The sequence below is a fragment of the Yoonia sp. SWMV100 genome (assembly GCF_056108365.1).
In genome coordinates this window covers 473,254-499,383 of the sequence record NZ_JBWBAQ010000003.1, presented here as the reverse complement: position 1 = coordinate 499,383, position 26,130 = coordinate 473,254, and the positions used below count along the sequence as shown (strand labels likewise).

Annotated in this window: 26 protein-coding genes, 1 tRNA gene and 1 riboswitch; of the genes, 12 read left to right on the top strand and 15 right to left on the bottom strand. The window is 56.0% G+C overall.

Features of this window, described 5'->3' with window-relative positions:
- The first annotated feature begins 115 nt into the window (after positions 1 to 115).
- The 3 genes from fdhF (at position 116) to ACXJGX_RS07270 (ending at position 4,931) form a co-directional block, all read left to right on the top strand.
- Positions 116 to 2,884: a formate dehydrogenase subunit alpha gene (fdhF, locus tag ACXJGX_RS07280; protein ID WP_474780101.1), complete on the top strand. Its 2,769-nt coding sequence runs from the start codon at positions 116 to 118 to the stop codon at positions 2,882 to 2,884.
- A 116-nt stretch (positions 2,885 to 3,000) separates the two neighbouring features.
- Positions 3,001 to 4,467, top strand: coding sequence for a peptidoglycan-binding domain-containing protein (locus tag ACXJGX_RS07275; RefSeq protein ID WP_474780099.1), 1,467 nt, complete (start codon positions 3,001 to 3,003; stop codon positions 4,465 to 4,467).
- On the top strand, positions 4,464 to 4,931 hold the full coding sequence (locus ACXJGX_RS07270) for a GNAT family N-acetyltransferase (RefSeq protein WP_474780097.1): 468 nt from the start codon (positions 4,464 to 4,466) through the stop codon (positions 4,929 to 4,931). Before ACXJGX_RS07275 ends, ACXJGX_RS07270 begins: the two co-directional genes overlap by 4 nt.
- A 149-nt stretch (positions 4,932 to 5,080) precedes the next feature.
- Here the strand turns inward: ACXJGX_RS07270 and mprF are convergent, their stop codons facing one another.
- Positions 5,081 to 7,690, bottom strand: coding sequence for a bifunctional lysylphosphatidylglycerol flippase/synthetase MprF (mprF, locus tag ACXJGX_RS07265; protein WP_474780095.1), 2,610 nt, complete (start codon positions 7,688 to 7,690; stop codon positions 5,081 to 5,083).
- Here mprF and ACXJGX_RS07260 point away from each other — a divergent pair.
- The gene (locus ACXJGX_RS07260; protein ID WP_474780093.1) at positions 7,689 to 7,880 is read left to right on the top strand and encodes a hypothetical protein; all 192 of its coding nucleotides are present in this window, start codon (positions 7,689 to 7,691) and stop codon (positions 7,878 to 7,880) included. The genes mprF and ACXJGX_RS07260 overlap by 2 nt on opposite strands.
- A 450-nt stretch (positions 7,881 to 8,330) precedes the next feature.
- On the opposite strand, the gene ACXJGX_RS07255 is transcribed toward ACXJGX_RS07260, so the two are convergent.
- The 4 genes from ACXJGX_RS07255 to ACXJGX_RS07240 form a co-directional block, all read right to left on the bottom strand.
- On the bottom strand, positions 8,331 to 9,530 hold the full coding sequence (locus tag ACXJGX_RS07255; protein ID WP_474780091.1) for a PPC domain-containing protein: 1,200 nt from the start codon (positions 9,528 to 9,530) through the stop codon (positions 8,331 to 8,333).
- Positions 9,531 to 9,679: 149 nt separating this feature from the next.
- Positions 9,680 to 10,276 (bottom strand): hypothetical protein, encoded by a 597-nt coding sequence (locus ACXJGX_RS07250; protein WP_474780090.1) that lies wholly within the window; start codon positions 10,274 to 10,276, stop codon positions 9,680 to 9,682.
- Between the two features lie 39 nt (positions 10,277 to 10,315).
- Positions 10,316 to 10,441 (bottom strand): type B 50S ribosomal protein L36, encoded by a 126-nt coding sequence (gene ykgO / locus ACXJGX_RS07245; protein ID WP_037210500.1) that lies wholly within the window; start codon positions 10,439 to 10,441, stop codon positions 10,316 to 10,318.
- A 77-nt stretch (positions 10,442 to 10,518) separates the two neighbouring features.
- Positions 10,519 to 10,593, bottom strand: a tRNA-Val gene (locus ACXJGX_RS07240).
- 152 nt (positions 10,594 to 10,745) lie between these two features.
- Between ACXJGX_RS07240 and ACXJGX_RS07235 the strand changes: the two genes are divergently transcribed.
- Positions 10,746 to 11,609 carry an N-formylglutamate amidohydrolase gene (locus tag ACXJGX_RS07235; RefSeq protein WP_474780089.1) on the top strand — a complete coding sequence of 288 codons (864 nt, stop codon included), beginning with the start codon at positions 10,746 to 10,748 and terminating at the stop codon, positions 11,607 to 11,609.
- Between the two features lie 33 nt (positions 11,610 to 11,642).
- Here the strand turns inward: ACXJGX_RS07235 and ACXJGX_RS07230 are convergent, their stop codons facing one another.
- From ACXJGX_RS07230 to ACXJGX_RS07210, 5 genes are all read right to left on the bottom strand, one after another.
- Positions 11,643 to 12,245, bottom strand: coding sequence for a class I SAM-dependent methyltransferase (locus tag ACXJGX_RS07230; protein WP_474780087.1), 603 nt, complete (start codon positions 12,243 to 12,245; stop codon positions 11,643 to 11,645).
- A 57-nt stretch (positions 12,246 to 12,302) separates the two neighbouring features.
- Positions 12,303 to 12,683, bottom strand: coding sequence for an ATP-binding cassette domain-containing protein (locus ACXJGX_RS07225; protein WP_474780086.1), 381 nt, complete (start codon positions 12,681 to 12,683; stop codon positions 12,303 to 12,305).
- Between the two features lie 81 nt (positions 12,684 to 12,764).
- Positions 12,765 to 13,814 carry an ATP-binding cassette domain-containing protein gene (locus tag ACXJGX_RS07220; protein ID WP_474780084.1) on the bottom strand — a complete coding sequence of 350 codons (1,050 nt, stop codon included), beginning with the start codon at positions 13,812 to 13,814 and terminating at the stop codon, positions 12,765 to 12,767.
- A gap of 227 nt (positions 13,815 to 14,041) precedes the next feature.
- Positions 14,042 to 14,404, bottom strand: coding sequence for a VOC family protein (locus tag ACXJGX_RS07215; RefSeq protein WP_474780082.1), 363 nt, complete (start codon positions 14,402 to 14,404; stop codon positions 14,042 to 14,044).
- A gap of 109 nt (positions 14,405 to 14,513) precedes the next feature.
- Positions 14,514 to 14,912: a hypothetical protein gene (locus ACXJGX_RS07210; protein WP_474780080.1), complete on the bottom strand. Its 399-nt coding sequence runs from the start codon at positions 14,910 to 14,912 to the stop codon at positions 14,514 to 14,516.
- Positions 14,913 to 15,015: 103 nt separating this feature from the next.
- On the opposite strand from ACXJGX_RS07210, the gene ACXJGX_RS07205 reads away from it, so the two are divergent.
- Positions 15,016 to 15,369: a winged helix-turn-helix transcriptional regulator gene (locus ACXJGX_RS07205; RefSeq protein ID WP_474780078.1), complete on the top strand. Its 354-nt coding sequence runs from the start codon at positions 15,016 to 15,018 to the stop codon at positions 15,367 to 15,369.
- Here ACXJGX_RS07205 and ACXJGX_RS07200 read toward each other — a convergent pair whose 3' ends face one another.
- Complete coding sequence (locus ACXJGX_RS07200; protein ID WP_474780076.1) at positions 15,370 to 16,623, bottom strand: DNA polymerase IV; 1,254 nt, start codon at positions 16,621 to 16,623, stop codon at positions 15,370 to 15,372. It abuts the gene before it with no gap.
- 70 nt (positions 16,624 to 16,693) lie between these two features.
- Here ACXJGX_RS07200 and ACXJGX_RS07195 point away from each other — a divergent pair, with 70 nt between their 5' ends.
- From ACXJGX_RS07195 to ACXJGX_RS07180, 4 genes are all read left to right on the top strand, one after another.
- Complete coding sequence (locus ACXJGX_RS07195; RefSeq protein WP_474780074.1) at positions 16,694 to 17,089, top strand: NUDIX domain-containing protein; 396 nt, start codon at positions 16,694 to 16,696, stop codon at positions 17,087 to 17,089.
- Between the two features lie 208 nt (positions 17,090 to 17,297).
- Positions 17,298 to 17,388, top strand: a riboswitch (glycine riboswitch).
- A gap of 30 nt (positions 17,389 to 17,418) precedes the next feature.
- Positions 17,419 to 18,669 carry a D-amino acid dehydrogenase gene (locus ACXJGX_RS07190; protein WP_474780072.1) on the top strand — a complete coding sequence of 417 codons (1,251 nt, stop codon included), beginning with the start codon at positions 17,419 to 17,421 and terminating at the stop codon, positions 18,667 to 18,669.
- 41 nt (positions 18,670 to 18,710) lie between these two features.
- The gene (locus ACXJGX_RS07185; RefSeq protein ID WP_474780070.1) at positions 18,711 to 19,604 is read left to right on the top strand and encodes an SPFH domain-containing protein; all 894 of its coding nucleotides are present in this window, start codon (positions 18,711 to 18,713) and stop codon (positions 19,602 to 19,604) included.
- A complete protein-coding gene (locus tag ACXJGX_RS07180; RefSeq protein WP_474780068.1) occupies positions 19,604 to 19,876 on the top strand; it encodes an NfeD family protein in 273 nt (90 codons plus the stop codon). Before ACXJGX_RS07185 ends, ACXJGX_RS07180 begins: the two co-directional genes overlap by 1 nt.
- 98 nt (positions 19,877 to 19,974) lie before the next feature.
- Here ACXJGX_RS07180 and ACXJGX_RS07175 read toward each other — a convergent pair whose 3' ends face one another.
- The 3 genes from ACXJGX_RS07175 to ACXJGX_RS07165 form a co-directional block, all read right to left on the bottom strand.
- A complete protein-coding gene (locus ACXJGX_RS07175; protein WP_474780066.1) occupies positions 19,975 to 20,160 on the bottom strand; it encodes an orotidine 5'-phosphate decarboxylase in 186 nt (61 codons plus the stop codon).
- A 72-nt stretch (positions 20,161 to 20,232) separates the two neighbouring features.
- The gene (pyrF, locus tag ACXJGX_RS07170) at positions 20,233 to 20,949 is read right to left on the bottom strand and encodes an orotidine-5'-phosphate decarboxylase (RefSeq protein WP_474780065.1); all 717 of its coding nucleotides are present in this window, start codon (positions 20,947 to 20,949) and stop codon (positions 20,233 to 20,235) included.
- 339 nt (positions 20,950 to 21,288) lie between these two features.
- Positions 21,289 to 21,561 (bottom strand): hypothetical protein, encoded by a 273-nt coding sequence (locus ACXJGX_RS07165; protein ID WP_474780063.1) that lies wholly within the window; start codon positions 21,559 to 21,561, stop codon positions 21,289 to 21,291.
- Between the two features lie 235 nt (positions 21,562 to 21,796).
- Between ACXJGX_RS07165 and clpB the strand changes: the two genes are divergently transcribed.
- Both clpB and ACXJGX_RS07155 read left to right on the top strand, forming a co-directional pair.
- Entirely contained in the window at positions 21,797 to 24,409 is a 2,613-nt protein-coding gene (gene clpB, locus ACXJGX_RS07160; protein ID WP_474780061.1) for an ATP-dependent chaperone ClpB, read from the top strand.
- Between the two features lie 335 nt (positions 24,410 to 24,744).
- Positions 24,745 to 25,116 (top strand): hypothetical protein, encoded by a 372-nt coding sequence (locus tag ACXJGX_RS07155; protein ID WP_474780059.1) that lies wholly within the window; start codon positions 24,745 to 24,747, stop codon positions 25,114 to 25,116.
- A gap of 404 nt (positions 25,117 to 25,520) precedes the next feature.
- On the opposite strand, the gene ACXJGX_RS07150 is transcribed toward ACXJGX_RS07155, so the two are convergent.
- Complete coding sequence (locus ACXJGX_RS07150; RefSeq protein ID WP_474780057.1) at positions 25,521 to 25,997, bottom strand: fasciclin domain-containing protein; 477 nt, start codon at positions 25,995 to 25,997, stop codon at positions 25,521 to 25,523.
- Positions 25,998 to 26,130: the final 133 nt, after the last annotated feature.

The window sequence follows — 26,130 nt, the reverse complement described above, 5'->3', positions numbered from 1 at the left end:
CGGTTTCACCATCGGCGGTCGATTTGGCGTAAATATCTGCGGCGGCGTCGCTGGCGGACTTTGCACTTGATCGCCAACGTGTTGTACTCTGCGGGCCAGACCCCGGAGAACGCTCATGTCAGACACGATTACCTTTACGCTTGATGGTCAGACCGTAACCGCCCAACCGGGCGAAACGATCTGGGAGGTGGCCAATGGCCGTGGTCTGGTCATTCCGCATCTGTGCCACAAACCGGCACCCGGCTATCGATCTGACGGCAACTGCCGTGCCTGTATGGTCGCGATTGACGGCGAACGGACGCTGGCTGCATCATGCATCCGCACACCCAGCGAAGGCATGGTGGTGACCACCGACCAGCCCCGTGAAAAACAGGCGCGCCGCATGGTGATGGAATTGCTTGTCGCTGATCAGCCCGAACAGCCTGTCGCGCATGATAAATCCAGCCACCTGTGGGATATGGCACAGAAGCAGGACGTGCATGTTAGCCGCTTTCCCACGATGGACGCCGACCACATCCCGCTATTGGATGACAGCCATGTTGCGATGTCAGTCAATCTGGACGCCTGCATCCAATGTGGGCTGTGCGTGCGGGCCTGCCGCGAGGTGCAGGTCAATGACGTGATTGGTATGGCGGGACGCGGGCACGATGCCTATCCGGTTTTCGACATGGCAGACCCTATGGGCGCATCGTCCTGTGTGGCTTGCGGCGAATGCGTGCAGGCGTGCCCCACCGGCGCCCTGTTGCCCGCCACGGTGACGGATGAAAACCAGATGGGCGACACAGCCGATTATGACCGCGAAGTTGCCAGCGTTTGCCCGTTCTGTGGGGTTGGTTGCCAGATCAGTCTGAAAATCAAAGACGATAAGGTCAAGTTCGTAGAAGGCATCAATGGCCCCGCCAACGAAGGCCGCCTGTGCGTCAAAGGGCGTTTCGGCTTTGACTATATCCACCACGACCACCGCCTGACCAAACCCTTGATCCGCCGCGACAATGCCCCCGCCAAGGGGCTAAACGTGGATCCTGCCAACTGGCAAACCCACTTTCGCGAAGCCACATGGGACGAGGCGTTGGATGTCGCCGCCCAGGGCCTAAAGGACATCGGCGGCACAGGCGTCGCCGGTTTCGGGTCAGCCAAATGCACCAACGAAGAGGCATATCTGTTCCAAAAACTGATCCGTCAGGGGTTCGGACACAACAACGTTGACCACTGCACCCGGCTTTGCCACGCGTCATCAGTTGCGGCCCTGATGGAAAACGTCGGGTCGGGCGCGGTGACGGCCACGTTCAACGAAATTGAAAACGCGGATGTCGCCATCGTCATCGGGGCGAACCCGATCGAAAACCATCCCGTTGCCGCCACCTATTTCAAACAGTTCACCAAACGTGGTGGCAAGCTGATTGTGATGGACCCGCGCGGGCAGGCGCTCAAGCGGTTTGCCAGTCATATGCTGCAATTTCGCCCCGGTGCGGATGTGTCGATGCTGAACGCGATCATGCATGTGATCGTCGAAGAACGTCTTTACGATCAACAATATATTGATGCCTATACCGAAAACTGGGAGGCCGAGAAGGCCCACCTCAGAGATTTTGCGCCCGAAAAGATGGCGGCGATTTGCGGCATTGATGCCGCCACCCTGCGCGATGTGGCCCGCACCTTTGCCGGGGCGAAATCAGCGATGATCTTTTGGGGCATGGGCGTTAGCCAACACATTCACGGCACTGACAATTCCCGCTGCCTGATCAGCCTTGCATTGATGACGGGTCAGGTGGGGCGCCCGGGTGCGGGGCTGCACCCGCTGCGTGGCCAAAACAACGTGCAAGGTGCATCTGATGCGGGGCTGATTCCGATGTTTCTGCCCGATTATCAACCTGTGGGAAGCAGCACCGTGCGCGATACCTTTCAGCAGGTCTGGAACGAGGGTGTCATTGACCCGAACAAAGGCCTGACTGTCACCGAAATTCTGGACGCGGTCCATGCGGGTGATATCCGTGGCATGTACATCTCTGGTGAAAATCCGGCAATGTCGGACCCTGATGTCGAACACGCGCGCGACGCGTTGGCAAAGCTGGATCATCTGGTGGTTCAGGATATCTTTCTGACCGAAACTGCGAATTTCGCTGATGTTATCCTCCCGGCGTCCGCTTTTGCCGAAAAGACAGGGACCGTGACGAACACCAACCGGCAGGTCCAAATGGGCCGGGCGGCAGTCGCGCCTCCGGGGGAGGCACGCGAAGACTGGTGGATCACGATTGAACTGGCCAAACGCATTGGCTTGGGATGGGTTTATACCCACCCGCGCGATGTTTTCGCCGAAATGACACAGGTGATGGCATCGTTTGATCACATCACATGGGACCGGCTCGAGGCGGAAAATGTCGTCACCTATCCATCCCTATCGGCGACCGACCCCGGCCAAGCAATTGTATTCGCAGACGGGTTTCCCCGCGAGAACGGGCGCGCAAAATTCACGCCCGCCAGCATAATTGCCCCCGATGAAGCCCCTGACACAGACTATCCGATGATCATGACGACGGGACGGCAATTGGAACACTGGCACACCGGTTCCATGACGCGGCGGTCAAAAGTGTTGGACGCGGTCGAACCCGAAGCAAACTGTTCCTTGCACCCGACGACGTTGCGGAAACTGGGCGTGGAAGCTGGCGAAATGGTGCAATTGACCACGCGGCGTGGCAGTATTCAGATCATGGCACGGGCCGACCGTGCTGTTTCGCCGGATATGGTTTTTGTACCCTTCGCCTATGTCGAGGCGGCGGCGAATGTGCTGACGAACCCTGCTGTTGATCCTTACGGAAAAATTCCAGAATTCAAATTTGCGGCGGTCCGCGTGGAAAAAGCACACACAAATGTCCCTGTAGATTAACGACTTATATCTTCGCTATTGAATAGCAGCGCGCAGCAGGCAACCTTTGCGTCAATAAAACGTTAGTGTCCGAGCATGCTGCTGTGGATCGGCGTGAATTGTGGAGGAAACGCGAGATGCGTACATTTGGTTTGATCGCCAGCCTTTCGGTCTTTGCCCTGCCCGTCATGGCAGAGGACGCTGCCCTACTTATCGGCGTCGACCGGTATGAGCGTTTGGGTCGCGTCGGGAATGCAACAGAGGTTCTGAATGGCGCCGAAAGTTTGCGCGGCGCAGGGTATGATGTCAGCACGTTGGCAAACGGCAGTGCGGCCGACATGATCCGGTTGGTGGATCAATTTGCAAATACCGCAACCGATGCAGACCGTTTAGTTGTAGGGCTTTCTGGGCAATTTGTGACCGATGGTGACCGCAGCTGGCTATTGGCCGCCGATACCGTGCGCCCCTCTTATTTTGGGCTTGGTGGTGCAGTGTCGGTTGACAGCATTATGTCAGTGCTGGCGCAGGCCCCCGGCCAGGCTGTGCTGATCCTTGGTTACGATTTGAACGCCGATGATGCGATCGGATCGTATCTGCGCGAAGGTGTCGGGGATCTGAACATCCCGCAAGGGGTGACGGTGATCTACGGCGAACCGAACGCCACAGACGAGGTGATCCGCGAGGCGATTACCGTTGCAGGCGCAGACGTTTTAGGATTTGCCCGCAACGTGCGCTGGCTGGACGCGGTAGGGTTTTTGCCGGACTCTCTGATTATGGAGCCTGCGAATGCAAGCGGCAGCACGCCCAATCCGCCATCAGACGGGACGCTGCAATATTGGACTGATGCACAGGTGGCCGATACCGCTGACGGCTATCGCCGGTTTGTTTTAAATTACCCCGACAGCCGCTACGTCGCCGAGGCCCGTCGCCGGTTGGACGCGATTGAAAGCGATCCGGTGCGTCTAGCCGAAAGCGCGGAAACCCGGCTGGCGCTGACCCGGAACCAACGCCGTGACATTCAGCGCGATCTGACGCTGCTGAACTACGACACCCGCGGTGTGGACGGCATTTTTGGATCAGGGTCGCGCAGCGCCATTCGCAACTGGCAACAAAACAATGGATTTACCCAAACTTCCTATCTGACAGCGGAACAGATCAGCAGAATCGACGCGCAGGCAAGCCGCCGAGAGGCCGAAGTTGCCGCAGAACAAGAACGCGCCCGTGAAGAAGCAGAGCGTCTTGATCGGGCCTATTGGGATGAAACCGGCGCGCGCGGTGACCTTGCCGGCTACCGTGCCTATCTGAACCGCTATCCTGACGGGATATTTTCGGCCGAAGCAAAGGCCGCCGTGGACCAGCAAGACAACCAAAACAATGCGGCGCAAGCGGGCGAAGACGCCCTGAACATAAACCCCGTGCTTGCGCGTCTGATCGAGAGTCGGCTTAGCCAGCTTGGGTTCAATCCGGGCGCAGTCGATGGGCGGTTTGATAGCGATACACGCGGCGCAATCAGTCGCTACCAAACCCGCAGCGGGCTGTCTGCGACAGGGTATCTGAACCAACCCACACTGGCGCGGTTGCTGGCAGATACGTTCGGCAGGTGACCGTATTTGGTCTGCATCACCGTCCCGAATTTATCGGGGCGGTTGCGGATCTTTTGCTTGAAACTTGGCCAGACTATTACGGGCAAAGCGGACCGGGGGATGCGCTGGGCGACGCTCAAAAGCGTGCCCGGACAGCGGGGTTGCCGTATGGCGTCGTTGCGGTGGCACCGGACGGCACCTTTGGCGGTACCGGCGCGCTGCAAGGGCCATCTTATGGCTGCGCACCGGGCGAAGTCGTCTGGATGGGTGGTCTGTGCGTTAACCACAAGCTGCGCGGCAACGGGCTGGCGACGCGCATCGTTGGTGCGCTGCAAGATTACGCCCGTACGCAGGGCTATACGGTGATTTATACGACCACGCAGGCGGCCACAGGGCTGCTTGCGCGTAGCGGTTGGACATTAATTCGTCACTTTGATGATGAACAAGGCCGCTGGAATGTCATGCGGACGCTGCTGATAAAATGAATGCGTGTCGGTCAGGCGTGCAGAACAAATCGGCCTTAGCCGTGATGCGGTACATTAGTCCAATATAGCAGCGTCCGCCCTGATGTTGAAAAGCGAACGGCGGCCATTTCTGCGCGTGCCGCTGCCAAAACCGACCGCGCCGCAGGCGATCATGGTTCGCCCCCGTGCTTTTTCATCCCCTTAACGCCGCGCGACACCAGTAGACTGACTTCATATAAAACGCGCGCAGCATCCAGTTTGCCGGAACTTGCCAGATATTCCGGCGACCATTCGGGGTCGAACTTCTGCTTGAATGTCCTTAGACCTTCGAAGTGGTAAAACTGGGTTCCGTGTTCATAAAGGAAGCTGCCGATCCGGTGCCAAGCCGGAGCCAGCCTGCGATTTTCAAGGCCCGACAAAGGGGCCGCACCAAGCGAGAAGTATGCGAACCCCTGCTCCTTGCCCCACAGCAACATTTCGGCAAAAAGGCCGTCCATAGCCATTCCCGGCCCTGTGGGATCGTACCGCATCAGGTCTAACGATAATTCCGATTTATCAGCAGCTTGCATTAGGTTGGCAAAGGCTGTGATCCGCCCTGTTTCCGCGTTGCGTAGAACAGCGTGATCAAAGTTTCGCATGTACTCCGGATGAAACCACCCTAATGAAAACCCTTTTTCTTCGCTGTTCTTGTGTTGCAACCATGCGTCAGAAACTGCGCGAAGGTTATCCATAACCGGCGCAAGGTCTGCGGCTTTTATGACCTCGAAAACATACCCGTCCCGGGCGATGCGCGCTTTGGCATGGCGCCAATCCTTGCGGCGCGGCCCTTCAAGGCTGAAGGTGCTCAGATCGACCCTGGCAACCTCTCCAATTTTTAAAATCTGCATGCCTAAATCGAGATAGGTCGGTAAGAACCGTTCCGACACCGAATAGAACGCACATCGCCGCCCCATCGCATCGGCCAGTTCGCGCAATTGCCAAATAACGGCAATGCCCGCGTCCTTGTCTCCCACCGGATCACCCTTTGACACAAGCGAACTGCCTGTATCGGCATAAGCAATGTAGGCGCGTTCATCAGCGGAAATGATAAATCGTTTGTCACCGCTGAGCGAGATGCCCGCCTGTGATGTGTCAGCTTGTGCCGCGAGGCGCCTGACCACATCTGGGATGGGTTCGCGCCGCAAACGCGTGGACTGTTTACTGAGCAACGTATTGAGCAAGAGCGCCGACAACACAACGGCTACCGCAAGGGTCGCCCGCAGAAAACGCGATGCATCGCCCCGCCACGCAAACTGCCACCACAACGCGTCCGAGTACTGGACATTCGAATAGGCGAAAAACCCGATCCAACTGATGACGCCAGCCAACAGCGACACGCTTAGGATCCACTTCCAGTTCAGGCGCAATCCGCCCGAAACATCGGCCCGGTAGAACGCTGATCGAAACACCCAAAGAACGAGCGTCGCGCCTGCGAGCGTGGTCGCTTCCTCCCAGTCGAAGCCTTTCAGCATCGACATCAATAGCCCGGTTCCCAAAAGCACCATCGCCAGCAACCATGCCCGATACATGCGCCGGTACAACCCGCGCGCAACGATCATCAAAAGCACACCGCTGATGCTGCCTAACAGATGTGACGTTTCAACAAGGCCAAGCGGCAATAATTCCCGCAAGAACCCAAGACGGCCCGGATCAGACGGCAAGTTACCCGAGATCAGCAATATCGCACCGGACATCAGCGCCAGACCGGCAGCGACGACCGGTACAAGCGGCCCGATAGCAGCAAAAATGATCCGCGACGTCTGGCTTGCCTTCGTCCGGTTTGCGAGGGTCCATGCAATCGCCAGCCCTGCCACCGCCATCAGGAACGGCAAAACGGTATAGATCACCCGGTACAAAACAAGCGCCGCCAAGGCATCGGGTCGCCCGGCAGCCCCAAGACCAGCGACGATCGTCGCATCAAAAACACCCAAGCCTCCGGGTGAATGGCTTATGATGCCAAGGCCAACCGCCGTAACAAACACCAAAAAGAAAAATGCAAAGTTGTGCGACAGGTCACCGGGCATCAGTACATATAACGTCAGCGCCGTCGCGACCAGATCGACGATGGAAATTGCAGTTAGCTTGGCACCATCACCAGCAATTGGCAGGATCAACTTGACGGGGCCAATGCCCACGCTTCGCCGATCAGCAGCCGTCCACATGAAATAAGCACTGATCGCAGCCAGAATCGCGATTCCGGTGGCAGATTCAACCAAAGGCGAAATCGATATGACTTCGGACAGGCCTGTCGGATGCAGCACCATCAGGCTGCCGATCAACACGCTCATCCCTAGGAAAAATGAAATCCACGACGTCGCGATCAGCTTTGCGACAACATTGATATCAACACCAAAAGCCGAATAAACGCGGTAGCGCACCGCAGCGCCCGTCAGCCAAGAAAAGCCCAACATATTCGACACAGCCATACTGCTGACGCCCGTCATCATCGTGACACCGACAGGTAGTTTGGCCTCTGAAACGCTGCGCAGAATGATGACGTCATACAATGATAGCGCCAGATAGCTGGCACACATTGCCCCGAACGACCCCGCCAGCACAGCCAACGGATAGTCCCGCGCGTCTTTCTTTACATCGGTCAGATCGATATCCGCCGACATCCGGTGCAGCACAAAAATCGCAATCGCAGTGATCAGCAGCGGAATTGCGACGCGCAGGGCGGGATGGGACAACAACCGCCGCAGCCCTTGGCGGTCATGGCTTTCTGGGCGGGTGGCTTGCATGGGCGGCATCCTTTGGTCGGTCGATTTGGATTTGTTGAAGTTCCGCCAGCTTATTCCGTTGCTGGGCCATCTGATGGTCTATTTTCTCCTGCAACTGTCGCGCTTCCAACTCTGTTTTAAGGTCGATCCGGTCGTCATTTCCCGCATGCATCCGTCTTTGGTTTGCTTTGATCGCTGCGCATCATCATGATCAGAGCCTGCGCAGCGGCAAGACTGGATAAGACAAGATGAGGGGTTTTAAAAGGAAAAGGGTAAAAAGGCATAAACAAACCACCCTTGTTGGTCGGCATCGCCCAATTCAGAAATATCGCGCCAAACGACAAATGAAATGCCAACGCCACGCTGGATGTCGCGTTGTTCCTAGGTCCTACCATTTCATCAGGGTGATATGCATTTGCGCCGTAGGGGCGTGTCCGTCATAAAATTCACCTTGCGCCCCCGATCCTTAACATCGCTACGCCAGTGGCGAGCAGATGAAAACCGAAAAGCACCCTGTCGCCGGCCTTTCAAATAGCCATACCAAAGACCGTGCCCCCCAAACGTGAAACTGCGGGCAACCCCACCAACCTGCGGGCGGGCGAAAATGAAAAGGCCCGCCATGACAAACATGGCGGGCCTGTTTTAGCAGCGCGGCGCAACCTTATTCAGCGCGCACATAACGTTCCGCTAACAACCGGATCAGCCCTTGGCCACTGTTGTATTGGCGTACACCAATGATGTAGCTGCCCGACTGTACACGCGCCATGACAAGGCTGTTCAAGCCATCGCCATAATCGTCGTTGTCACCAATTTTGCGGCCCAAATCATCGTAGACGATCAGCCATGGATCGCTATCGCCACCACCGATGGCCTCGACAACCAACAGGCTGTTGTCTTCGACGTCGACCGTGAACCAGGACACGTCATCACTGGCTTGTACATCTTGGCGCAGGCGCGATTCCAACACGCCAAGCGCGGTGACAGGGATGCTGCCATCAAGCGGTGGGGCAGCTTCGCCACGGGCGTAAAGCGAAAGAAGCGCCGCAGCTGCGTCGTATTCGGTGACCGTTACAGTAATCGGTGACGATTCGTCGCTAAGCGCAGACATGGCAATACAATATGTGCCTGCATCCAAGGGGTCGGTCACGTCGATGCGCGAATTCAAACCGTCGTAATCGTCGTTCTCGTCGATATAGCTTTCGCCCGGACCGTAAAGTGTGATCACCGGATCTGCATTTTCATTTTCAGCCGTGATGCTGACCGACGTTGGGGCATCAAGCGTGAAGCTCCAGTATGGGGTTTCGCTAACCGATCCGGTGGCAGAACTGCCCAAGATGCCGAGTGGTGTCGCCATGGCGCAGCCTTCGGAATCATTTCCGCCGTCGCTTTCCATGATCCCCTCGGTCAGCGGTTCATGTTCGGTCCGGCCAATGCGGACAAACGCGGTCATTGGCCCACCGTCATAGCTGCGCAGCGCCATACAGTAGGTTCCCGCCTCAAGAAATGTTTCGGCGCGAGACGCGGCGTTTCCACCGGAATCATCGTCCGACAGAATGACGCTGCCCGTGCTATCAAGCACATCAATGATGGTATCCCCTGCGCCACGACCGGCCGCTTCGATGCGCACGTCTGCGCCTTCGCTCAGGGTAAACAAGGACACATATTCATTTCCACCCAAAACAAGCGCCATCTGCTCTTGGTAACTTGAAGCCGCCGAAATGTCGGATGATGCTTCGTCGCCACCGATCCACTGGCCACCGGCACCAGCACCACCGCAAAACGCGTCTTGGGCAAAGGCTGGCGCAGCAATCCCGAGCATCGCAAACGCGACTGCACTTGATCGAATCGTTGTGAAAGTCATGGAATATGTTCCTTATATTTTCGCAAAACTATGTGATTGTATATTAGGCGTATTATTCCCGTTATTGCCAGTAATTAGCATGCAAAGTGGGGAAATCCTGACCTGTGATACGCGGTGTTCCGCCGGTCAATTGACCGCTTTTTCGCGGGCTAATATGTCGTTGCCCGATCGGGAAACAGCCCCCAGCGCGTTCCATGGCCTGAAATGGTGATGGTATCCCCCTGCGCCAGACTGTCGCGAAGGCCGGCGGGAAAATCGCAAACTTCGTTAAACATAGATGGCAAACCATCCAGCACGATTGGGACAGGGCACCTGTAATCCCCCGCGCGGTTCACGTCGCTCACCGTGAACACGACAGATATATCTTCGCCACCAATCAGCGCAACAATCATCGGGGTTCCCATCGTTACAGCGTCCTGACCAATCTGAAAGCCCAATAACAAACCAACAAATCCCATAACAACCTTCATGAACAGACCATGGTTCGGACGCATCTGCTGCGATCCTTTTAGGTATCCGATCAATAACAATAAGGCTGTGACGCCCCCGGAAAGAAGGGCAAGCGATCGTGTGGCGGCGATCCAGTTTGGCGCTGGAAGATACTGAAACCCGAATTTCCAGCCAAAAATTGGGAGCGCACCCAACAATACCCAGATGACAATGGGGATTGTGATCCACTTTGACGGGCGTTTTTGCGTGCTGATATCTATGTTCGACACTCTTCCAAAGAAAAAGGCCGCGCTCATAAGAGTGCGACCTTTTTAACTGTGTAATACTTCGGTGGTTTAGCCCTGACGAGCTTTGAACCGAGGTTGCGTCTTGTTAATTACATAGACGCGGCCCTTACGGCGCACGATGCGGCAATCGCGGTGGCGCTGCTTGAGCGAGCGGAGGGAGTTACGTACCTTCATGGGTTCGTTCCTTCATGTCGCGGCGCGCGGATTGCGCCTTGGGTTACAGTGCGGTCCGAAATGGACCGGTGAATTCATGGTGGACGATACTGGGATCGAACCAGTGACCCCTTCGATGTCAACGAAGTGCTCTACCGCTGAGCTAATCATCCAAATTCCAACACGTTCTCAGTTGTCCTATAAAGAAATAGGACGCGGGAGAACCGCGTCAGGTGCTGGGTCTATAAAAGGACTCGTAGGAAGGATCAAGGGCTTTTAGAAAAAACAAAATTCAGTCTATCATGCTGTGCATAAGGAGCAGTTTTTGCAACATGATGCCTATCATCTTTCGTGCCCAAGCGTACGTACCACAAGCGTGATATTCGCCTCTCCGCACAGCGGTCGCGATTATACGTCGGGGTTTTTGGACCGCAGCCTCCTCAATGAGGTTGAAATCCGGACATCCGAAGATGCCTTTGTTGACCTGCTTTATCAGGCTGTACCGCTTTATGGGGCACCTTTTTTGCAAGCGCGGATGCCGCGCGCTTTTGTTGATTTGAACCGGGGACCGGATGAATTTGACCCCGCTTTGATTGACGGCGTGACGCAGCGTGCGCAAAATGCACGCGTCGCCAGTGGTCTTGGGGTTATTCCGCGCGTTGTGGCCAATGGCCGGCAAATATATCGTGGCAAACTTACGCTCGCCGAAGCGCACGACCGGGTCGCCACCTTCTGGCGCCCCTATCATGACAAGTTGCAAACGCTTCTGGACGAAAGCAACCGGGCCTACGGCGAATCAATTCTGATCGATTGCCACTCCATGCCGCATGAGGCCTTGCAGGGTGTCAGCGTGCAAAATACGGCCCGTCCTGACGTGGTGCTGGGCGACAGGTTCGGCGGCACAGCTGGCCCGCATATCATGGACCAGATCGAATCTTCATTTGCGCGTGCTGGTTTGCGCGTTGCGCGCAACGCGCCTTTTGCTGGCGCATATATCGTTCAACGGTATGGGCGGCCCACACGCAATCAGCATGCCATTCAGGTTGAAATCGATCGTGCGCTTTATATGGACGAAGTTGCCGTGCAGCTACGGCCCGATTTTGCGGAATTTCAAGAACTGTTAAACGGCGCGATCGCCGAAATCGCTGCGATTGGCGAAACCCAGGATCTGCAGTTAGCCGCTGAGTAGGCTTGCCCTGTCGACCCACTGACGCAGTTCAATTCAGCCCACCATAAACACATCATATCGCGTCGTTTTACCCATGATCTGGTGCGAACATGCACGCACGCCAGCGATAGGATCGGCCTTGGCCGGCCATTTTAATACCACGCGCTGCCGGGCATGTTCTAAGGCCACCCGCACCAACGCATCTGCATCATCATCGGTGCCGACGATGTCGCGGACCTGTCGCAGTTCCAGCTTGACCAAAGCCGTGCTTTTGCGCGGAGGATGCATCGGGTCAATCAAAATTGCGTCTGCTGACAGGCCCGGCAACAGGTCTTTCGCATCGCCTTTCAGTAGCGTCATCCGTGCAATAATGTCGCGCAATTCTGCGTTTTCATCCATTGCGGCTGCCATCCCCTCGGCCAGCAAGGCGTGCATTTTTTCCGATCGCTCGATCATAACGACCTGCGCACCCAGCGACGCCAATAGAAATGAATCGCGGCCCAATCCCGCCGTTGCATCGACAATCGACGGTGTTTTGCCGCCGCGCAACCCCATGGCTTTCGCAAGCGCCTGCCCGCGCCCGCCGCCGAATCGCAGACGGTGCGCGACGGCACCGTTCACAAAATCAACGCGCAGGTCTCCGACGTTGTTTTTCATCACGCGCCCCGCATTCGGACAGTTGTTTCGTTGGTTCTTTCGTATTTCATGAATGCCTTAGTTCGTCATTTCACCCTGCAAGAACGCCTCGGGATCGGCCACTTCGATCAACCTTTTGCGGTCGATCCACCAGAACCGATTGCCGACATTGCGCAGAAAGCTGCGATCGTGACTGACAAGCAGGCAAGAGGCGCCGTGGGCGACCAGCTCTGCTTCCAGCGCTTCTTGCCCCTCAATATCTAGGTGGTTGGTCGGTTCGTCCAGCAAGTAAAAGTTCGGGTGTTGTAACCGCAGCATCAGCATCGCCAGCCGTGCCTTTTGCCCGCCGGACAGGGCCCCTATTTTGGTGTCTTGCATTTGAATATTGACGCCAGCACCTGCCAGTAACCCGCGTGCGCGCTGGTCGCCAATGTCAAACTGGCCCGCGACGGCGGTCATAGGGGTGTCGGCGTCGTCAATCTGGCTCAGGTGCTGGTCGGAATACCCCAGCGCGACCGTTGGCGCGCACTTGATGCGTGGCTACTGCCCCGCCAACGCGCGGTGAATCATCTGAACGAGCTGCGTTTTGCCGGTGCCGTTTGTGCCCAGCAGCACAATGCGGTCGCCCTGCGTAATCCATTTCTGACCCGTGGTATACAAAACCCGGCCATCGGGCGCCGTCACCGGGACATCACCCAGTGTGATCAAAGCCTTCGCATGGGTGCCGCTGTTGGTCAGGCGGATGTCGCCAGCACCGCGGTCTTGGTGGGCGGGCTTTGCCGTGGCTTCGATTTTCGCGGCCCTTTCGGTCAACTGTTTTGTTTTGGTGATCAACAGATCGGACCCAGAGTTGATGCCAATATTTTTCAGCTTTGCGGCCTGTTTGCGCAATTGCGTCGCCTTGTTCAGGTCATTGGCAAAGCGGCGTTCATCGGCCTCGTCCGCCTCTGATAGTGCGGTGCGGGCGGCGCTAAACGGCAGTTGAAAAATACGCGACCGTTCGGCCCGCAAGAACAGGGTGCGATTTGTCACGGCGTCCAAGAACGCGCGGTCGTGGCTGGTGATCACGACAGGCGTGTCACGTGGAAGTGCCATCAACCAATCTTGCAGCAGTGCAATGCGCTGCAAATCAAGATGGTTCGTCGGTTCATCCAACAGCAGCAGATCTGGCGCGGTCACCCAAGCTGCCGCCAAAAGCGCGGTGCGCTGCCAGCCACCGCTCAGGTCGGACAGCGGTTTTTGATGAAGGTCAAACGGCACTTTGAGGTCATCCAAAACGACGTCAACGCGCCAGCCCTCATATTCTGCCTGCTCTGGTGGCAGGGCGGACAATACCATCTCGTACAGCGTTTTTGACAAGGTTTCGGGCGTAATATGCTGCGCTACTTGGCCGATGCGCAATCCGCGCGCACGGGTAATTTCGCCTGTTGTGGGGTCCAGTGTTCCGGCCATACAGGCCATCAACGTTGATTTTCCACGCCCATTGGCGGCGACCAGACCAATGCGGTCACCTTTGGAAATAGTCAGGGAAAGATCGGAAAAAAGCGGGTCGCCAAGGGTTACACCCAAGCTGTTGGTGGTCAAAATCATGATTGTCTCTTGTCACAAAAGGGGCCGTATTCAACGGCATCAAGGGCAGATCGCTGGTGCGTAACCGATGATCAGCCCCGCAAACGCATTTGCAGGGCGTGGCGGGGACCATGCTGAAGTCGGCGGATGATACGCATGTTCAGCTTGTGCCCTCCTGTTGTGTGTAATTGACCTGATTCAAACCCTAATCGGCTGCTGATCGCGGGTCAAGCGGGCCCCGTCCTGCCCTAACCCGCGGGTTCCCACAGTTCGATCGGGTTACCTTCGGGATCATGGATACGGGCAAAGCTGCCGACGCCGTCCATCGTCACAGGTTCGGTGATTGCGATGCCCGCGGCGGTTAGCGCCGCCAAGGCATCGCACAGATCGTCGACGCGAAAGTTCAACAAGAATGCGTGGTCTTTGGGGAAATAGTCGGTGTGCGCATCAAACGGCGAAAATACGGTCACGCCGGGTGTCGTGGTCCACGGCGCCATCGTTGCGGATGTCGGCGCAGGATTAATGCCAAGGTAGGTTTCATACCATGCTGCCAACGCGTCCGGGTCTTTTGCCCGAAAGAAGAATCCGCCAAAGCCCAAGACCTTGATCATCGCTTTTTCCACTTCATCCCTTGCTTTATGATGTCGCAAAGTGAAGCATGAAAACCTAAAAAAAGAAACGCAAACCGCTGTGGTCGGGCGGACAAGCCGCCCGCCTCATTCAGGCAAATGCCGTATTACCAGTATCCACTGACCGCGGGCGCACCCAAACCATCAGCATTATGAACAGCGCAGCGTTGCCCATGGGGATGATGGCATGCGACAGCGCAACGGTGCCGGTGGTCACGTGGAACAGGCCGGCGCCAAGGTCGATTAACTGAATACCAACCATCCCATCCAGCCAGATACGATAGGTTTGCGGATGCGCGGCAATGACAAGCATACCAAGCCCATAAACGATGAAACGCCCCGCCAGCATCGCAAGCGGATAGCCCGTGTCAGCATTAATCGGGCTTAGCCCCTGCCATGCGATAAAACCCGCTGGCCAAAATAGGTACAGCCCCCCAAGAACGATTTGCGACGCTGCGATCAGATAGCAGACAAACTGTGTGCGGTTCATATTGGAATACCTTTCCGGTTGTTGAAATACCGGGAAACCGCTAGCTGTTTTGCTATCTTCTAGAAAGTACGTACCTTTTTGTAACTATGAATTACGGGGTTTCATGGCGCAGTTATCAGAGATTTTGGCCCAAGATTGCACGCCTGACTGCCCTGTGCGGTTGGCGGCGACGGTATTAGACGGGAAATGGACGACCCAGATCATCCGCGACCTCTTGGGCGGTACCAAACGATTTTCAGAGTTGTTGCGGTCGCTGGACGGGATTAGCCCAAAAGTGCTGACCGCGCGTCTTAAGATGTTGGAAGACCACAACATCATCGTCAAAACGATCTATCCGGTGATGCCGCCTAAAACCGAATACGCGCTGACTGCGTTCGGGATGGAATTACGGCCGGTGATTGTCGCGCTGGCGACGTTTGGGGTGCGTCTTGCGGGGAACGTGGCGGCGGTGAAATGATCAGCGCAATGCACGCCCTTTTTTGATGGCATCCGCCCCGAATTTTGCGCGAATGGCATCGGTGGCTTGTTCGGCTTTGCTACGCTTCGCGGCACCTGGGTCCAGCAAATCACCTTCACGGTCGGCATCAGCGGCGGATGTGATTTCGGAAAGGCCCACCCCCAGCAACCGAAACGGACCACGCTGCATGCTTTGTGCAAACAGCCCGGCAGCAATCCTGTAGATCGTATCCGCCATTTGCGTGGGATGCTGCAGGCTTTGGCGTCGGGTGATCAATTTGAAATCTGACGTCTTCAGCTTGAGCGTTATGACGCGCCCCGCTTTGTCTGTGGCCTTGGCGCGCGCGCTGACCTTTTCGGCCATGCGCCACAAATGCCCGTCTAGAATGCCAGCGTCCGCAGTATCCTCGAAAAACGTCGTTTCATTTGACAGCGTTTTGACGGGCGTATGGGCCGAAATACGGCGGGCGTCTTCGCCGCGGGCCAGTGTATAAAGCCGTTCGCCCATATCGCCAAAGCGGTCATGCAGGTCGCGTCGGTCCCAGCGCAGTAAATCGTCAAAGGTCTGAATCCCTGCCTTGTTCAGGCTGGCTTGGGCGGCGGGGCCGATGCCCCAGATCAGTCGCACGGGTTTGGGACGCAAAAATGCAGTTGTCTCGGCTTTACCGATGACCGAAAAACCACGCGGTTTGTCTAAATCTGACGCGACCTTTGCGAGGAATTTATTGTGCGACAGCCCGATTGACCCGCTGAGGCCCAATTCGGTTTTCATGCGTTTAATTAATCGTGCCAACATCACCGCCGGCGGGGCGCCGTGCAGCCGCGCGGTACCGCTTAGGTCCATAAACGCCTCATCCAGTGACAGCGGTTCGACCACCGGGGTCAGTTCATCCATCATGGCGCGGATCGCACGCGAGGCTTCGGTGTAGGCCGCAAACCGGGGTGGCAGAACAACCGCATCCGGGCAAAGTTTTAGCGCCTGAAACATCGGCATCGCAGATTTGACGCCCCTGATGCGCGCCACATAACAGGCGGTCGACACAACCCCGCGTTTGCCGCCACCAATGATCACGGGCTTATCCGCCAATTCCGGGCGATCGCGTTTTTCCACACTGGCATAAAAAGCATCGCAATCCATGTGGGCGATCGTCAGGTCAAACAGTTCCGGGTGCCGCGTCACCCTTGGGCTGCGGCATTGCGGACAGCGGGTTTCACTGTCAAATGTTGTCAGGCAATCGCGGCAAAGTGCGGGCATAGGTGCAGTCTACGCGGGGGAAGAGATGCGAACAATAGGGCAACATGACGGCGCAAAGGTTGCATTGTTTTTGGGTGATCGCTTAGTCAGTATTTTGCGCGATGACCTACATTCTATTCCCTATCCGAATATGTGGGATTTGCCGGGAGGCGGCCGCGAAGGTCTTGAAACTCCACTGCAAACCGTCACGCGGGAGCTGTTCGAAGAATTGGGGTTAACGTTACCACCAAGCGCTGTGCTGTGGCAGGCAAACTTTGCGGCCAATTACAAACCTGACGCGTGGGTTGCATTTTTTGTGGCGCAATTGCCCGCTGACATGGCGGAGAAGATTGTGTTCGGGGACGAAGGTCAGCGCTGGTCATTGTTTGAACTTGACGCATTTCAGGCACTGCCAAACTGCGTTCCGTCTTATGTTTCCAGATTGGCTGTTTGGCAGGCAGAAACAGGGGGCCTGCCAATAAAATAGACCGCATTGAATGCGATTTCGTCCGATGTACGGGCTATGCTGCCGGGAAATGAGAATTTTGTCGGGGCAATGTCGATTTTGTTTGCGAAACGTCGTTTTGTCGCTATGAGTTTCCAATAGGAAACATGCCGACCGGGAGAGAACGGTTAGGTCCGTCGCCGAAGGAGCAACCGCCCCGGGAACTCTCAGGCAGCAGGGACCGGTTGGGGTGCAATACACCGGAGAGAGGCAGCAATGCCCGCCGAAGGAGCAAACCGCGACGCGGTGAATCTCTCAGGCCCAAAGACGGTGGGGGCGACGCGCGCAAGCGCCATTGGCGGAGAAATGCCTTGCCTTCTATTGCTGTTTTGGGTGCCGGAATCACCGGTGTCACCACTGCCTATTCATTGATGAAACGCGGATACGACGTGACCATATTTGATCGTCACCGCTATGCCGCTATGGAAACCAGTTTTGCCAACGGCGGCCAGCTCAGTGCGTCCAACGCCGAGGTCTGGAACCAATGGTCCACAGTGATCAAGGGGATCAAATGGATGTTGCAGCGCGATGCGCCGCTGTCCGTCAACCCGCGCCCTACCTGGCACAAAGCCAGTTGGATGGCCGAATTTTTGGGCAATATCCCCCGCTACAAAGCGAACACCATCCATACCACCCGTTTGGCGGTGACGGCCCGTGCCGGTCTGGCTGAAATGGCGGATGTCGCTGGGATCAATTTTGATTTTACACCCGCCGGTATCTTGCATTTCTACCAAACCCAGAAAGACATGGATCACGCGCGGCGCGTCAACGATCTGTTGCTACAGGGTGGGTTGACCCGCCGTGAACTGACCCCGGACGAAGTGTTCGCCAAAGAACCAACCTTGCGCGGCGACATCTTGGGTGGGTTCTGGACCGAAAGCGACAGCACTGGCGACATTCACAAATTCACCGTAGGTTTGGCGCAATGGCTCGCATCCAATGGCGTCACATTTTGCTTGGGTGAGGCGGTGCAAGCGGTCAGCGCCGATAATGACGGCGTCACGGTGCGCACGTCGACGGAATCGCGATTTGATGCGGTCGTCGTCTCGGCGGGGGTTGCGTCGCGCGGGTTCGCCAAGATGCTTGGCGACCGGGTGAATATCTATCCGGTGAAAGGTTATTCTATCACGGTCAATTTGCGCGATCAGGCATCCCAAGACGGTGCGCCTAACGTTTCGCTGTTAGATGACAAAGCCAAAATCGTGACCTCGCGGTTGGGCGTAGACCGTTTCCGCATCGCGGGCACCGCCGAATTTAACGGTATCAACCGCGATATTCGTGCGGACCGTGTTAAGCCATTGGTCGATTGGTGCGAAGCTCATTTCCCAGACGTCAGCACCGAAAGCTGCGTGCCTTGGGCGGGTTTGCGTCCGATGATGCCGAATATGCTGCCCCGTGTGGGCGCAGGAAAGCACCCGCGCGTTTTCTATAATACAGGTCATGGGCACCTTGGCTGGACACTGTCCCCTGCAACCGCTGATTTGCTGGGGGACGCAGTTGAAAACGGTCTGCGTGTAAAAAACTTCGCGGTCCCTGTTCACGCGAAATTGAAATCGGCCTAAAAAGTAACTATCTGTCCCTCATAACAATGAAGGACAGTTTTATGCCCACCGAAGACATACTGGCGGAATTTTTAGGTCAGAATATACTTTTTCTGCTGTTGGCGGTGTTTATCATCGTCTGCGTCATGGTCGGCGTGCGCATTGTGCCGCAATCCGAAAAATATGTCGTTGAACGACTAGGTCGTCTGCATTCTGTGCTTGGGCCTGGCATTAACTTTATTGTGCCGTTCCTTGACCGTGTCCGTCACAAAGTGTCGATCCTAGAGCGGCAGTTGCCAGCCATGTCACAAGACGCGATCACGTCAGACAACGTGTTGGTGCAGGTCGAAACATCGGTGTTTTACCGGATTATCGAACCTGAAAAGACAGTCTACCGGATCCGTGACGTTGATGGCGCGATTTCCACAACCGTTGCCGGGATTGTCCGGTCTGAAATCGGCCGGATGGAACTTGATCAGGTGCAAGCAAACCGGTCCAGCCTGATCGCCGCGGTCCGTGATCAGGTCGCAGAGCAAGTGGATGACTGGGGCATCGAAGTGACCCGCGCCGAAATTCTTGACGTGAATCTGGATGCCGCAACGCGGTCTGCGATGTTGCAGCAGTTGAATGCCGAACGCGCGCGCCGCGCGCAGGTGACAGAGGCCGAAGGCAAGAAGCGGTCGGTCGAACTGGAAGCCGAAGCCCAACTGTATGCTGCCAAGCAAGAAGCCGAAGCGCGCCGTGTGCGTGCCGACGCCGAAGCCTATGCGACGCAGGTTGTTGCCGTAGCGATTGCGGAAAACGGTCTTGAGGCGGCGCAATACCAAGTCGCGCTAAAACAAGTCGAGGCATTTCAGGCGGTTGCGTCCAAGCAAGGCAACCAGACGATCGTTTTGCCCGCAAACGCGATGGACGCATTTGGCGATGCCTTCAAAATGCTGAAGGGACGCGGTTAATGCCTTTATGGACGCTGTGGTGGGTCTGGATGTCGGCGGCTGTGGTGCTTGCCACGCTTGAGGTGATCCTGCCCGGGTATATCTTTCTTGGCTTCGCAATTGGTGCCGCGATGATGGGGCTTTTGATCCTGATCGGGGTATCGGCCACCGGCCTGGCGTTCACACTGCTGATTTTCGCGGTCCTGTCTCTGGTGTCATACCTGTTGATGCGCAAGGTTTTTGGTCTGCGCAGCGGGCAGGTGAAAATCTGGGACACCGATATCAACGACTAAAAAAAATGGCCCGGCGTTTGAATGCCGGGCCAGTTGTGATCAAGCAGGTTTCAGCGTCTTGGGGACAGGACAGGCGCTTGGCTCGATCCGAGGGGGAATTACATACGGGTGTCGGACATCTTCATTGCTTTGTGGCGCAACTGTGACATCACCATGCCGGTATCCATCGACTTTGGGCCGTAGACTTCACATGGGTAACGAAAGGTCCGGCCAAAGCGTTCAATATCGACAGAGGCCAAAAAGGCACCGTCTTTTGCGGAATAACGCAAGTTCTTGATGTTCATTGGATAACCTCGTTCGCTTGTTTCACCTAGTAAATGCGCGAAACAAGGATTGGTTCCCGATATTTATTTAAATCAGTGGTTGGCCCGCATCGCCTGCGGCGAATTGATTTCGGCAATGATGTCGCGCGCAGCTTTGGCTGGGTCAGCGGATTGCCAAATCGGACGCCCGACAACCACGTGATCTGCGCCGCTTGCGATCGCTTGTGCTGGCGTCATCACCCGTTTTTGGTCACCCAATGCGGCGCCAGCTGGGCGCACGCCCGGCGTAACGATCAATTTGCCTTCAGCTTCGGGCAGCGCGCGGATCAGCGCAGCCTCTTGGGGGGATGCGATGACACCATCGGCGCCGTTCATCAGCGCAATACCGGCACGTTCCTGCACCAAATCAGTGATCGTCCCCGCCTTCATGCAAGACGCGTCCATATCGTTGCGATCAAGCGACGTGAGGATGGTGACGGCAAGGATTTTCATATCAGAACCCCCCGCGCCCTCGCGCGCAGCGCGTACAACATGTGGGTCGCCATGTACGGTCAGGAAATCCAGATCAAACTGCGCGACGCCGCGCACTGCTGCCTCGACCGTGGCGCCGATGTCGAAGAACTTCATATCGAGGAAGATGCGTTTGCCATGCTCTTGTTTCAGCTCGTTAGCAAGCGCAAGCCCGCCACCTGTCAGCATCCCAAGACCAATTTTATAAAAGCTGACAGCATCGCCCAGCTTTTGCGCAAGCTCCATCCCGGCGATGACGTTAGGGACATCCATTGCAACAATGAGGCGATCATCAGACATAGCACGTTCCTTTGCAAAGTTTGACGCGTTCTAGTCGCTGGCAACGATTGGCGCAATCGTTCTGGGGGCTAAAAAAGAAAAGGCGTAGCTTCGGGACAAGCTACGCCTTTAGGGTCCTGCAGATCGGGAAAGATGAGGCAGGAGGTCTTGTGAGTGGTGGTCGTTCATACCCTTTGGTGCGTTGTCCTGCGGTGCAATTGCGACGGTGTCACACACCGCAGGCTTCGGCTTTAAAAAACAGACGAGAGAGAAACCGTCTGGGGAAATCGTTACATCAGGCATGATCGTTTTGCTCGTAAGGTGAAGGTACCCTGTGCCCTTGGATATTTCATGGGGAACTTAACGGCACTGTTCCCCCTCTGATTTGCCACCGACAACAGCAGCATACAAATAGCTGTCCACCTGATATATCCGTGCTGCAATATCTGCTGCCTCTTGGTGAAGTTGCGTATCGATGTCCGTTGTATTTGCGTAGACTGTGACCCACAGGCTTTGCCCGCGCGGCGCCGACGATGGTGTATCTTGTACCACAAGATGCATGTGCGCGCCGTACAATCCCGGCTGTAATTCTTGTTTGGACAGAATGTGGATATGTAAAACCTGCATCGTCATTTTTTGTGCCATTGTTAAGATGGATTATTTGGACAGATGCGCCAATGTGCGGGGGGCACTTCCTGAAAAGAAGGGGAAACGGGCTGTGCGTTTCCCCGCATGGCGCGGTTCGCAATTTTTGTCGCCAAACCTTGCGAAGCCTCGGGTTGCTTCCCATCTGTGTAACGAGGCCCTCAAAGGGATGTGCCGTGATGCGGGCATCCAAATCACCGGGCGCTTAACAAAGGAGAGACCCATGAACTTAGAAAAGTTCACCGAGCGGTCGCGCGGCTTTATCCAGGCCGCCCAGACCGTTGCAATGCGCGAAAACCACCAGCGCTTGGCCCCTGAACATCTGCTCAAGGCATTGATGGATGACGAAGAAGGGCTTGCCGCCAATCTGATCAACCGCGCTGGCGGTGATGCAAAAGCTGTGCGTGCCGCCGTTGATCTGGCTGTGTCCAAAATTCCGCAAGTGACCGGTGACGCCGGTCAGGTGTATCTTGACAACACTACGGCAAAAGTCGTCGACGAGGCCGAGAAAATCGCCAAAAAAGCGGGTGACAGCTTTGTGCCCGTCGAACGGTTGCTAACCGCACTTGCAGTGATCAAATCGAAAGCCAAAGACGCTTTGGATGCCGGTGGCGTGACACCGATGAATTTGAACGCGGCGATCAACGACATTCGCAAGGGCCGGACCGCCGATAGCGCGAGCGCGGAAGACAGCTTTGACGCGTTGAAAAAATATGCCCGCGACCTGACCGAGGCCGCCGAACAAGGCAAGATTGACCCGATCATCGGTCGCGACGAAGAAATTCGCCGCGCGATGCAGGTCTTGTCGCGCCGGACCAAAAATAACCCGGTACTGATCGGGGAACCCGGCGTGGGTAAAACCGCGATTGCCGAAGGACTTGCCCTGCGGATCGTCAATGGTGACGTGCCTGAATCCCTGCGCAACAAGAAGTTGATGGCGCTTGATATGGGTGCGCTGATTGCGGGTGCCAAATATCGGGGCGAATTCGAAGAGCGTTTGAAAGCGGTTCTAAAAGAAATCGAATCCGCCGCTGGCGAAATCATCTTGTTCATCGACGAAATGCACACCCTTGTCGGCGCAGGCGCGTCAGAGGGTGCGATGGATGCGGCCAACCTGATTAAACCGGCGCTGGCGCGGGGCGAACTGCACTGTATTGGTGCGACCACGTTGGCTGAATACCGCAAATACGTTGAAAAAGACGCGGCTTTGGCCCGGCGGTTCCAACCGCTGTTGGTCGAAGAACCGACCGTGTCCGATACAATCAGCATTTTGCGCGGGATCAAGGAAAAATATGAACTGCACCACGGTGTGCGGATTGCTGATGCGGCGCTTGTGGCTGCGGCGACCCTGTCGCACCGCTATATCACCGACCGCTTTTTGCCCGACAAGGCGATCGACCTGATGGACGAAGCCGCCAGCCGTTTGCGGATGGAAGTCGATAGCAAGCCAGAGGCGCTTGATGCGCTTGACCGCGATATTCTGCAAAAGCAGATCGAGGCCGAGGCGTTGAAGAAGGAAGACGACAAAGCATCGAAAGACCGGCTTGAAAAGCTTGAAAAAGAGTTGGGCGATTTGCAGGATCGCGCGTCAGAAATGACCGCGAAATGGCAGGCCGAGCGGGACAAGCTGGAAGGCACCCGTGACGTTAAGGAACGTCTGGACCGCGCCCGCGCCGATCTGGATATCGCCAAACGCGAAGGTAACTTGGCCAAAGCCGGGGAACTGTCCTATGGCGTCATCCCCGATCTGGAACGCAAGCTGACCGAAGCCGAAAGCAACGAAGACCTGATGGTCGAAGAGGCTGTGCGCCCTGAACAGATCGCCGAAGTGGTTGAACGCTGGACCGGTATCCCGATGTCAAAGATGTTGGAAGGTGAACGCGACAAGCTGCTGCGGATGGAAGACGAACTGGGCAAGCGTGTGATCGGTCAGAAATCTGCTGTACGTGCGGTGGCTAACGCGGTCCGCCGCGCCCGCGCCGGGTTGAACGACGAAAACCGCCCGCTTGGATCTTTCTTGTTCTTGGGGCCAACGGGTGTCGGTAAAACCGAGCTGACCAAAGCGGTAGCGGAATACTTGTTCGATGATGACAGCGCCATGGTGCGGATCGATATGTCCGAATTCATGGAAAAACACGCGGTGTCACGTCTGATTGGTGCGCCTCCGGGCTATGTCGGCTATGACGAAGGCGGTGTTCTGACCGAAGCCGTTCGCCGGCGGCCCTATCAGGTTGTCCTGTTCGACGAGGTCGAAAAGGCGCACCCCGATGTGTTCAACGTGCTGTTGCAGGTGCTTGATGACGGGATGCTTACCGATGGGCAGGGCCGTACGGTCGACTTCAAGCAGACGCTGATCATTCTGACGTCGAACCTTGGGGCGCAAGCGCTAAGCCAGCTTCCTGACGGGGCGGATGCGTCCGATGCGAAACGTGATGTGATGGATGCGGTGCGGGCACATTTCCGCCCCGAATTCCTGAACCGTCTGGACGAGACGATCATCTTTGACCGTTTGGCCCGCGATGACATGGCAGGGATTGTGACGATCCAGATGCAGCGGCTGGAAAAACGGCTCGCGGGGCGCAACATCACACTTGATCTGGATGCGGCGGCTCTCAAGTGGCTGGCTGACGAAGGGTATGATCCCGTGTTCGGCGCACGTCCGTTGAAAAGGGTGATCCAGCGCGCACTGCAAGACCAACTTGCCGAGATGATCCTGTCTGGTGATGTCGTCGACGGCGCGAAAATCACAGTGAGCGCCGGCGCAGATGGTCTGTTGGTCGGCGACCGCGTGTCATCCAGCAACCGACAACCGCCGCAAGATGCAGTGGTTCATTAACGGAACAGGGCGCCCCCGGGCGCCCTTTTTTCTGGCGTGTGTGCTGTCAGGATAAAACAACAAGAAATGGCGGCGTCGAGCCCAGATTGCCTGATGCATGGATGTCCGCCAACAAAGGACAGCCTAAAACCTTCAACAACTACCTGGGTTTTGAACGGGGTTTTTGGCAGCGTCAAAACGGCCCGGTTTTACATGTGCCAAAAAGGAACGCTTGTGGAACGCTATACCGATACAACTAAAGCTTGTGGCTGACGTGAGATTGATGCAACTTGTGCCGAAGATTATGGAATATTTCACTATTCCTTTAAATTTAATACATCAACTTGATGTTCGATATGGAAGTTACAAATCTTATGATGAAAAGTTTAAAACTTGTGACATTCGGCTTGGTCACATCCTTGCTTGTCGCGTGCTCAAGCGCTTCTGATATTTCAGTGCGTAATCCCAATTACTTTGGGGCTAAATTGAATGATGGTGTCATTTCTGGTGTTTATAACCCGTCTGGGTTCACTACCCAGCTCGTACAAAACCAGATCAAAGGTATCTGCATCGGCAGTAGTCTTGGCGGATATAATGAAACGCCAGTTGAGAGCGGGCTGGTCGCGTTCACAACGTCATGCGCGCAAGGATCTGATCTTTCAAGAGCTTTTGTTGAGGTTGAACGCATGCCAAGTGGAAATTTTTCAGTTGAAGTGCTCGGCTCGTAATTTACGGCGTAAGATCATTTGATCTGATCCTAAAGACTGTCCGGTGCAAATAAATAAGCACTTATTTTTTGGTGAGAGCGTCCCAAGCGGGGCGTTCTTCGCGATTTTAAACTCATCGCAAAAATGCAGCGTTTAATAATGCCAACGTCTGCTGCATGCACCCTTCCAAAAACGACCGTTTTTGGAAGGGTTCGCCAAAGCGGTCACTGGGGACCATGAAACGAAGGTCTCAAAGGCCCGCAAAGCCGACCTCGGGTCATTGCCACCCAATTGTTGATACCATCTTCACACGTACATTGCGTCAGGCATTAAGCTTGTCGTTTCTGCCAAAGGGTCCGATGCTTGTCGGACGCAAAAACCCCGGCCAAATGACCGGGGTTTCAGGTGGTGCAGAGCGTGTCGGATTACATCGGTGGTAGGATCACCGCGTCGATGACGTGGATGACGCCGTTCGATGCTTCGATGTCGGCGGTCACGACGTTTGCGCCGTTCACCGTCACGCCGTCCATCGTGCCGATGGTGATGTCCGCGCCGTTCACAGTTGTTGCGGTCATGCCGTCAGACAGATCTGTCGACATCACTTTGCCAGCTACAACGTGGTAGGTCAGGATCGCGGCCAGTGCCTCTGGATCGGCCAGCAGTCCTTCGACGGTGCCAGCAGGCAGTGCGGCGAATGCTTCATCGGTTGGCGCAAATACGGTGAACGGACGTTCGCCCTTTAGTGTTTCGACCAGCCCGGCCGCTTCGACAGCCGCAACAAGCGTTGTGAAAGTGCCGGCATTCACGGCGGTGTCGACGATATCCATTGCGTGACCCGCAGCAAACGCAGGTGTTGTCAGTGCGGCAGTTGCTGTTAAGGCGATAAATGTTCTACGTAGCATTGTGTTCTCTCCCAGAGTTAAACGATGCACATTTGGTAGCATCGTGAAGACTACGGGCCGGGACCAGCGATTGGATCACGTCAAAATTTTCGTGATCAGGCTGGATGCTGTCACGCGCCGCGCTAAGCCACGG

Bases quoted from the DNA above. Each gene is read 5' to 3' on its own strand.
- fdhF (WP_474780101.1), top strand. From the start codon at position 116: ATGTCAGACACGATTACCTTTACGCTTGATGGTCAGACCGTAACCGCC.
- ACXJGX_RS07275 (WP_474780099.1), top strand. From the start codon at position 3,001: ATGCGTACATTTGGTTTGATCGCCAGCCTTTCGGTCTTTGCCCTGCCC.
- ACXJGX_RS07260 (WP_474780093.1), top strand. From the start codon at position 7,689: ATGGGCGGCATCCTTTGGTCGGTCGATTTGGATTTGTTGAAGTTCCGC.
- mprF (WP_474780095.1), bottom strand. From the start codon at position 7,690: ATGCAAGCCACCCGCCCAGAAAGCCATGACCGCCAAGGGCTGCGGCGG.
- ACXJGX_RS07255 (WP_474780091.1), bottom strand. From the start codon at position 9,530: ATGACTTTCACAACGATTCGATCAAGTGCAGTCGCGTTTGCGATGCTC.
- ACXJGX_RS07250 (WP_474780090.1), bottom strand. From the start codon at position 10,276: ATGAGCGCGGCCTTTTTCTTTGGAAGAGTGTCGAACATAGATATCAGC.
- ykgO (WP_037210500.1), bottom strand. From the start codon at position 10,441: ATGAAGGTACGTAACTCCCTCCGCTCGCTCAAGCAGCGCCACCGCGAT.
- ACXJGX_RS07230 (WP_474780087.1), bottom strand. From the start codon at position 12,245: ATGAAAAACAACGTCGGAGACCTGCGCGTTGATTTTGTGAACGGTGCC.
- ACXJGX_RS07225 (WP_474780086.1), bottom strand. From the start codon at position 12,683: ATGACCGCCGTCGCGGGCCAGTTTGACATTGGCGACCAGCGCGCACGC.
- ACXJGX_RS07220 (WP_474780084.1), bottom strand. From the start codon at position 13,814: ATGATTTTGACCACCAACAGCTTGGGTGTAACCCTTGGCGACCCGCTT.
- ACXJGX_RS07215 (WP_474780082.1), bottom strand. From the start codon at position 14,404: ATGATCAAGGTCTTGGGCTTTGGCGGATTCTTCTTTCGGGCAAAAGAC.
- ACXJGX_RS07210 (WP_474780080.1), bottom strand. From the start codon at position 14,912: ATGAACCGCACACAGTTTGTCTGCTATCTGATCGCAGCGTCGCAAATC.
- ACXJGX_RS07205 (WP_474780078.1), top strand. From the start codon at position 15,016: ATGGCGCAGTTATCAGAGATTTTGGCCCAAGATTGCACGCCTGACTGC.
- ACXJGX_RS07200 (WP_474780076.1), bottom strand. From the start codon at position 16,623: ATGCCCGCACTTTGCCGCGATTGCCTGACAACATTTGACAGTGAAACC.
- ACXJGX_RS07185 (WP_474780070.1), top strand. From the start codon at position 18,711: ATGCCCACCGAAGACATACTGGCGGAATTTTTAGGTCAGAATATACTT.
- ACXJGX_RS07180 (WP_474780068.1), top strand. From the start codon at position 19,604: ATGCCTTTATGGACGCTGTGGTGGGTCTGGATGTCGGCGGCTGTGGTG.
- ACXJGX_RS07175 (WP_474780066.1), bottom strand. From the start codon at position 20,160: ATGAACATCAAGAACTTGCGTTATTCCGCAAAAGACGGTGCCTTTTTG.
- pyrF (WP_474780065.1), bottom strand. From the start codon at position 20,949: ATGTCTGATGATCGCCTCATTGTTGCAATGGATGTCCCTAACGTCATC.
- ACXJGX_RS07165 (WP_474780063.1), bottom strand. From the start codon at position 21,561: ATGACGATGCAGGTTTTACATATCCACATTCTGTCCAAACAAGAATTA.
- clpB (WP_474780061.1), top strand. From the start codon at position 21,797: ATGAACTTAGAAAAGTTCACCGAGCGGTCGCGCGGCTTTATCCAGGCC.
- ACXJGX_RS07155 (WP_474780059.1), top strand. From the start codon at position 24,745: ATGGAAGTTACAAATCTTATGATGAAAAGTTTAAAACTTGTGACATTC.
- ACXJGX_RS07150 (WP_474780057.1), bottom strand. From the start codon at position 25,997: ATGCTACGTAGAACATTTATCGCCTTAACAGCAACTGCCGCACTGACA.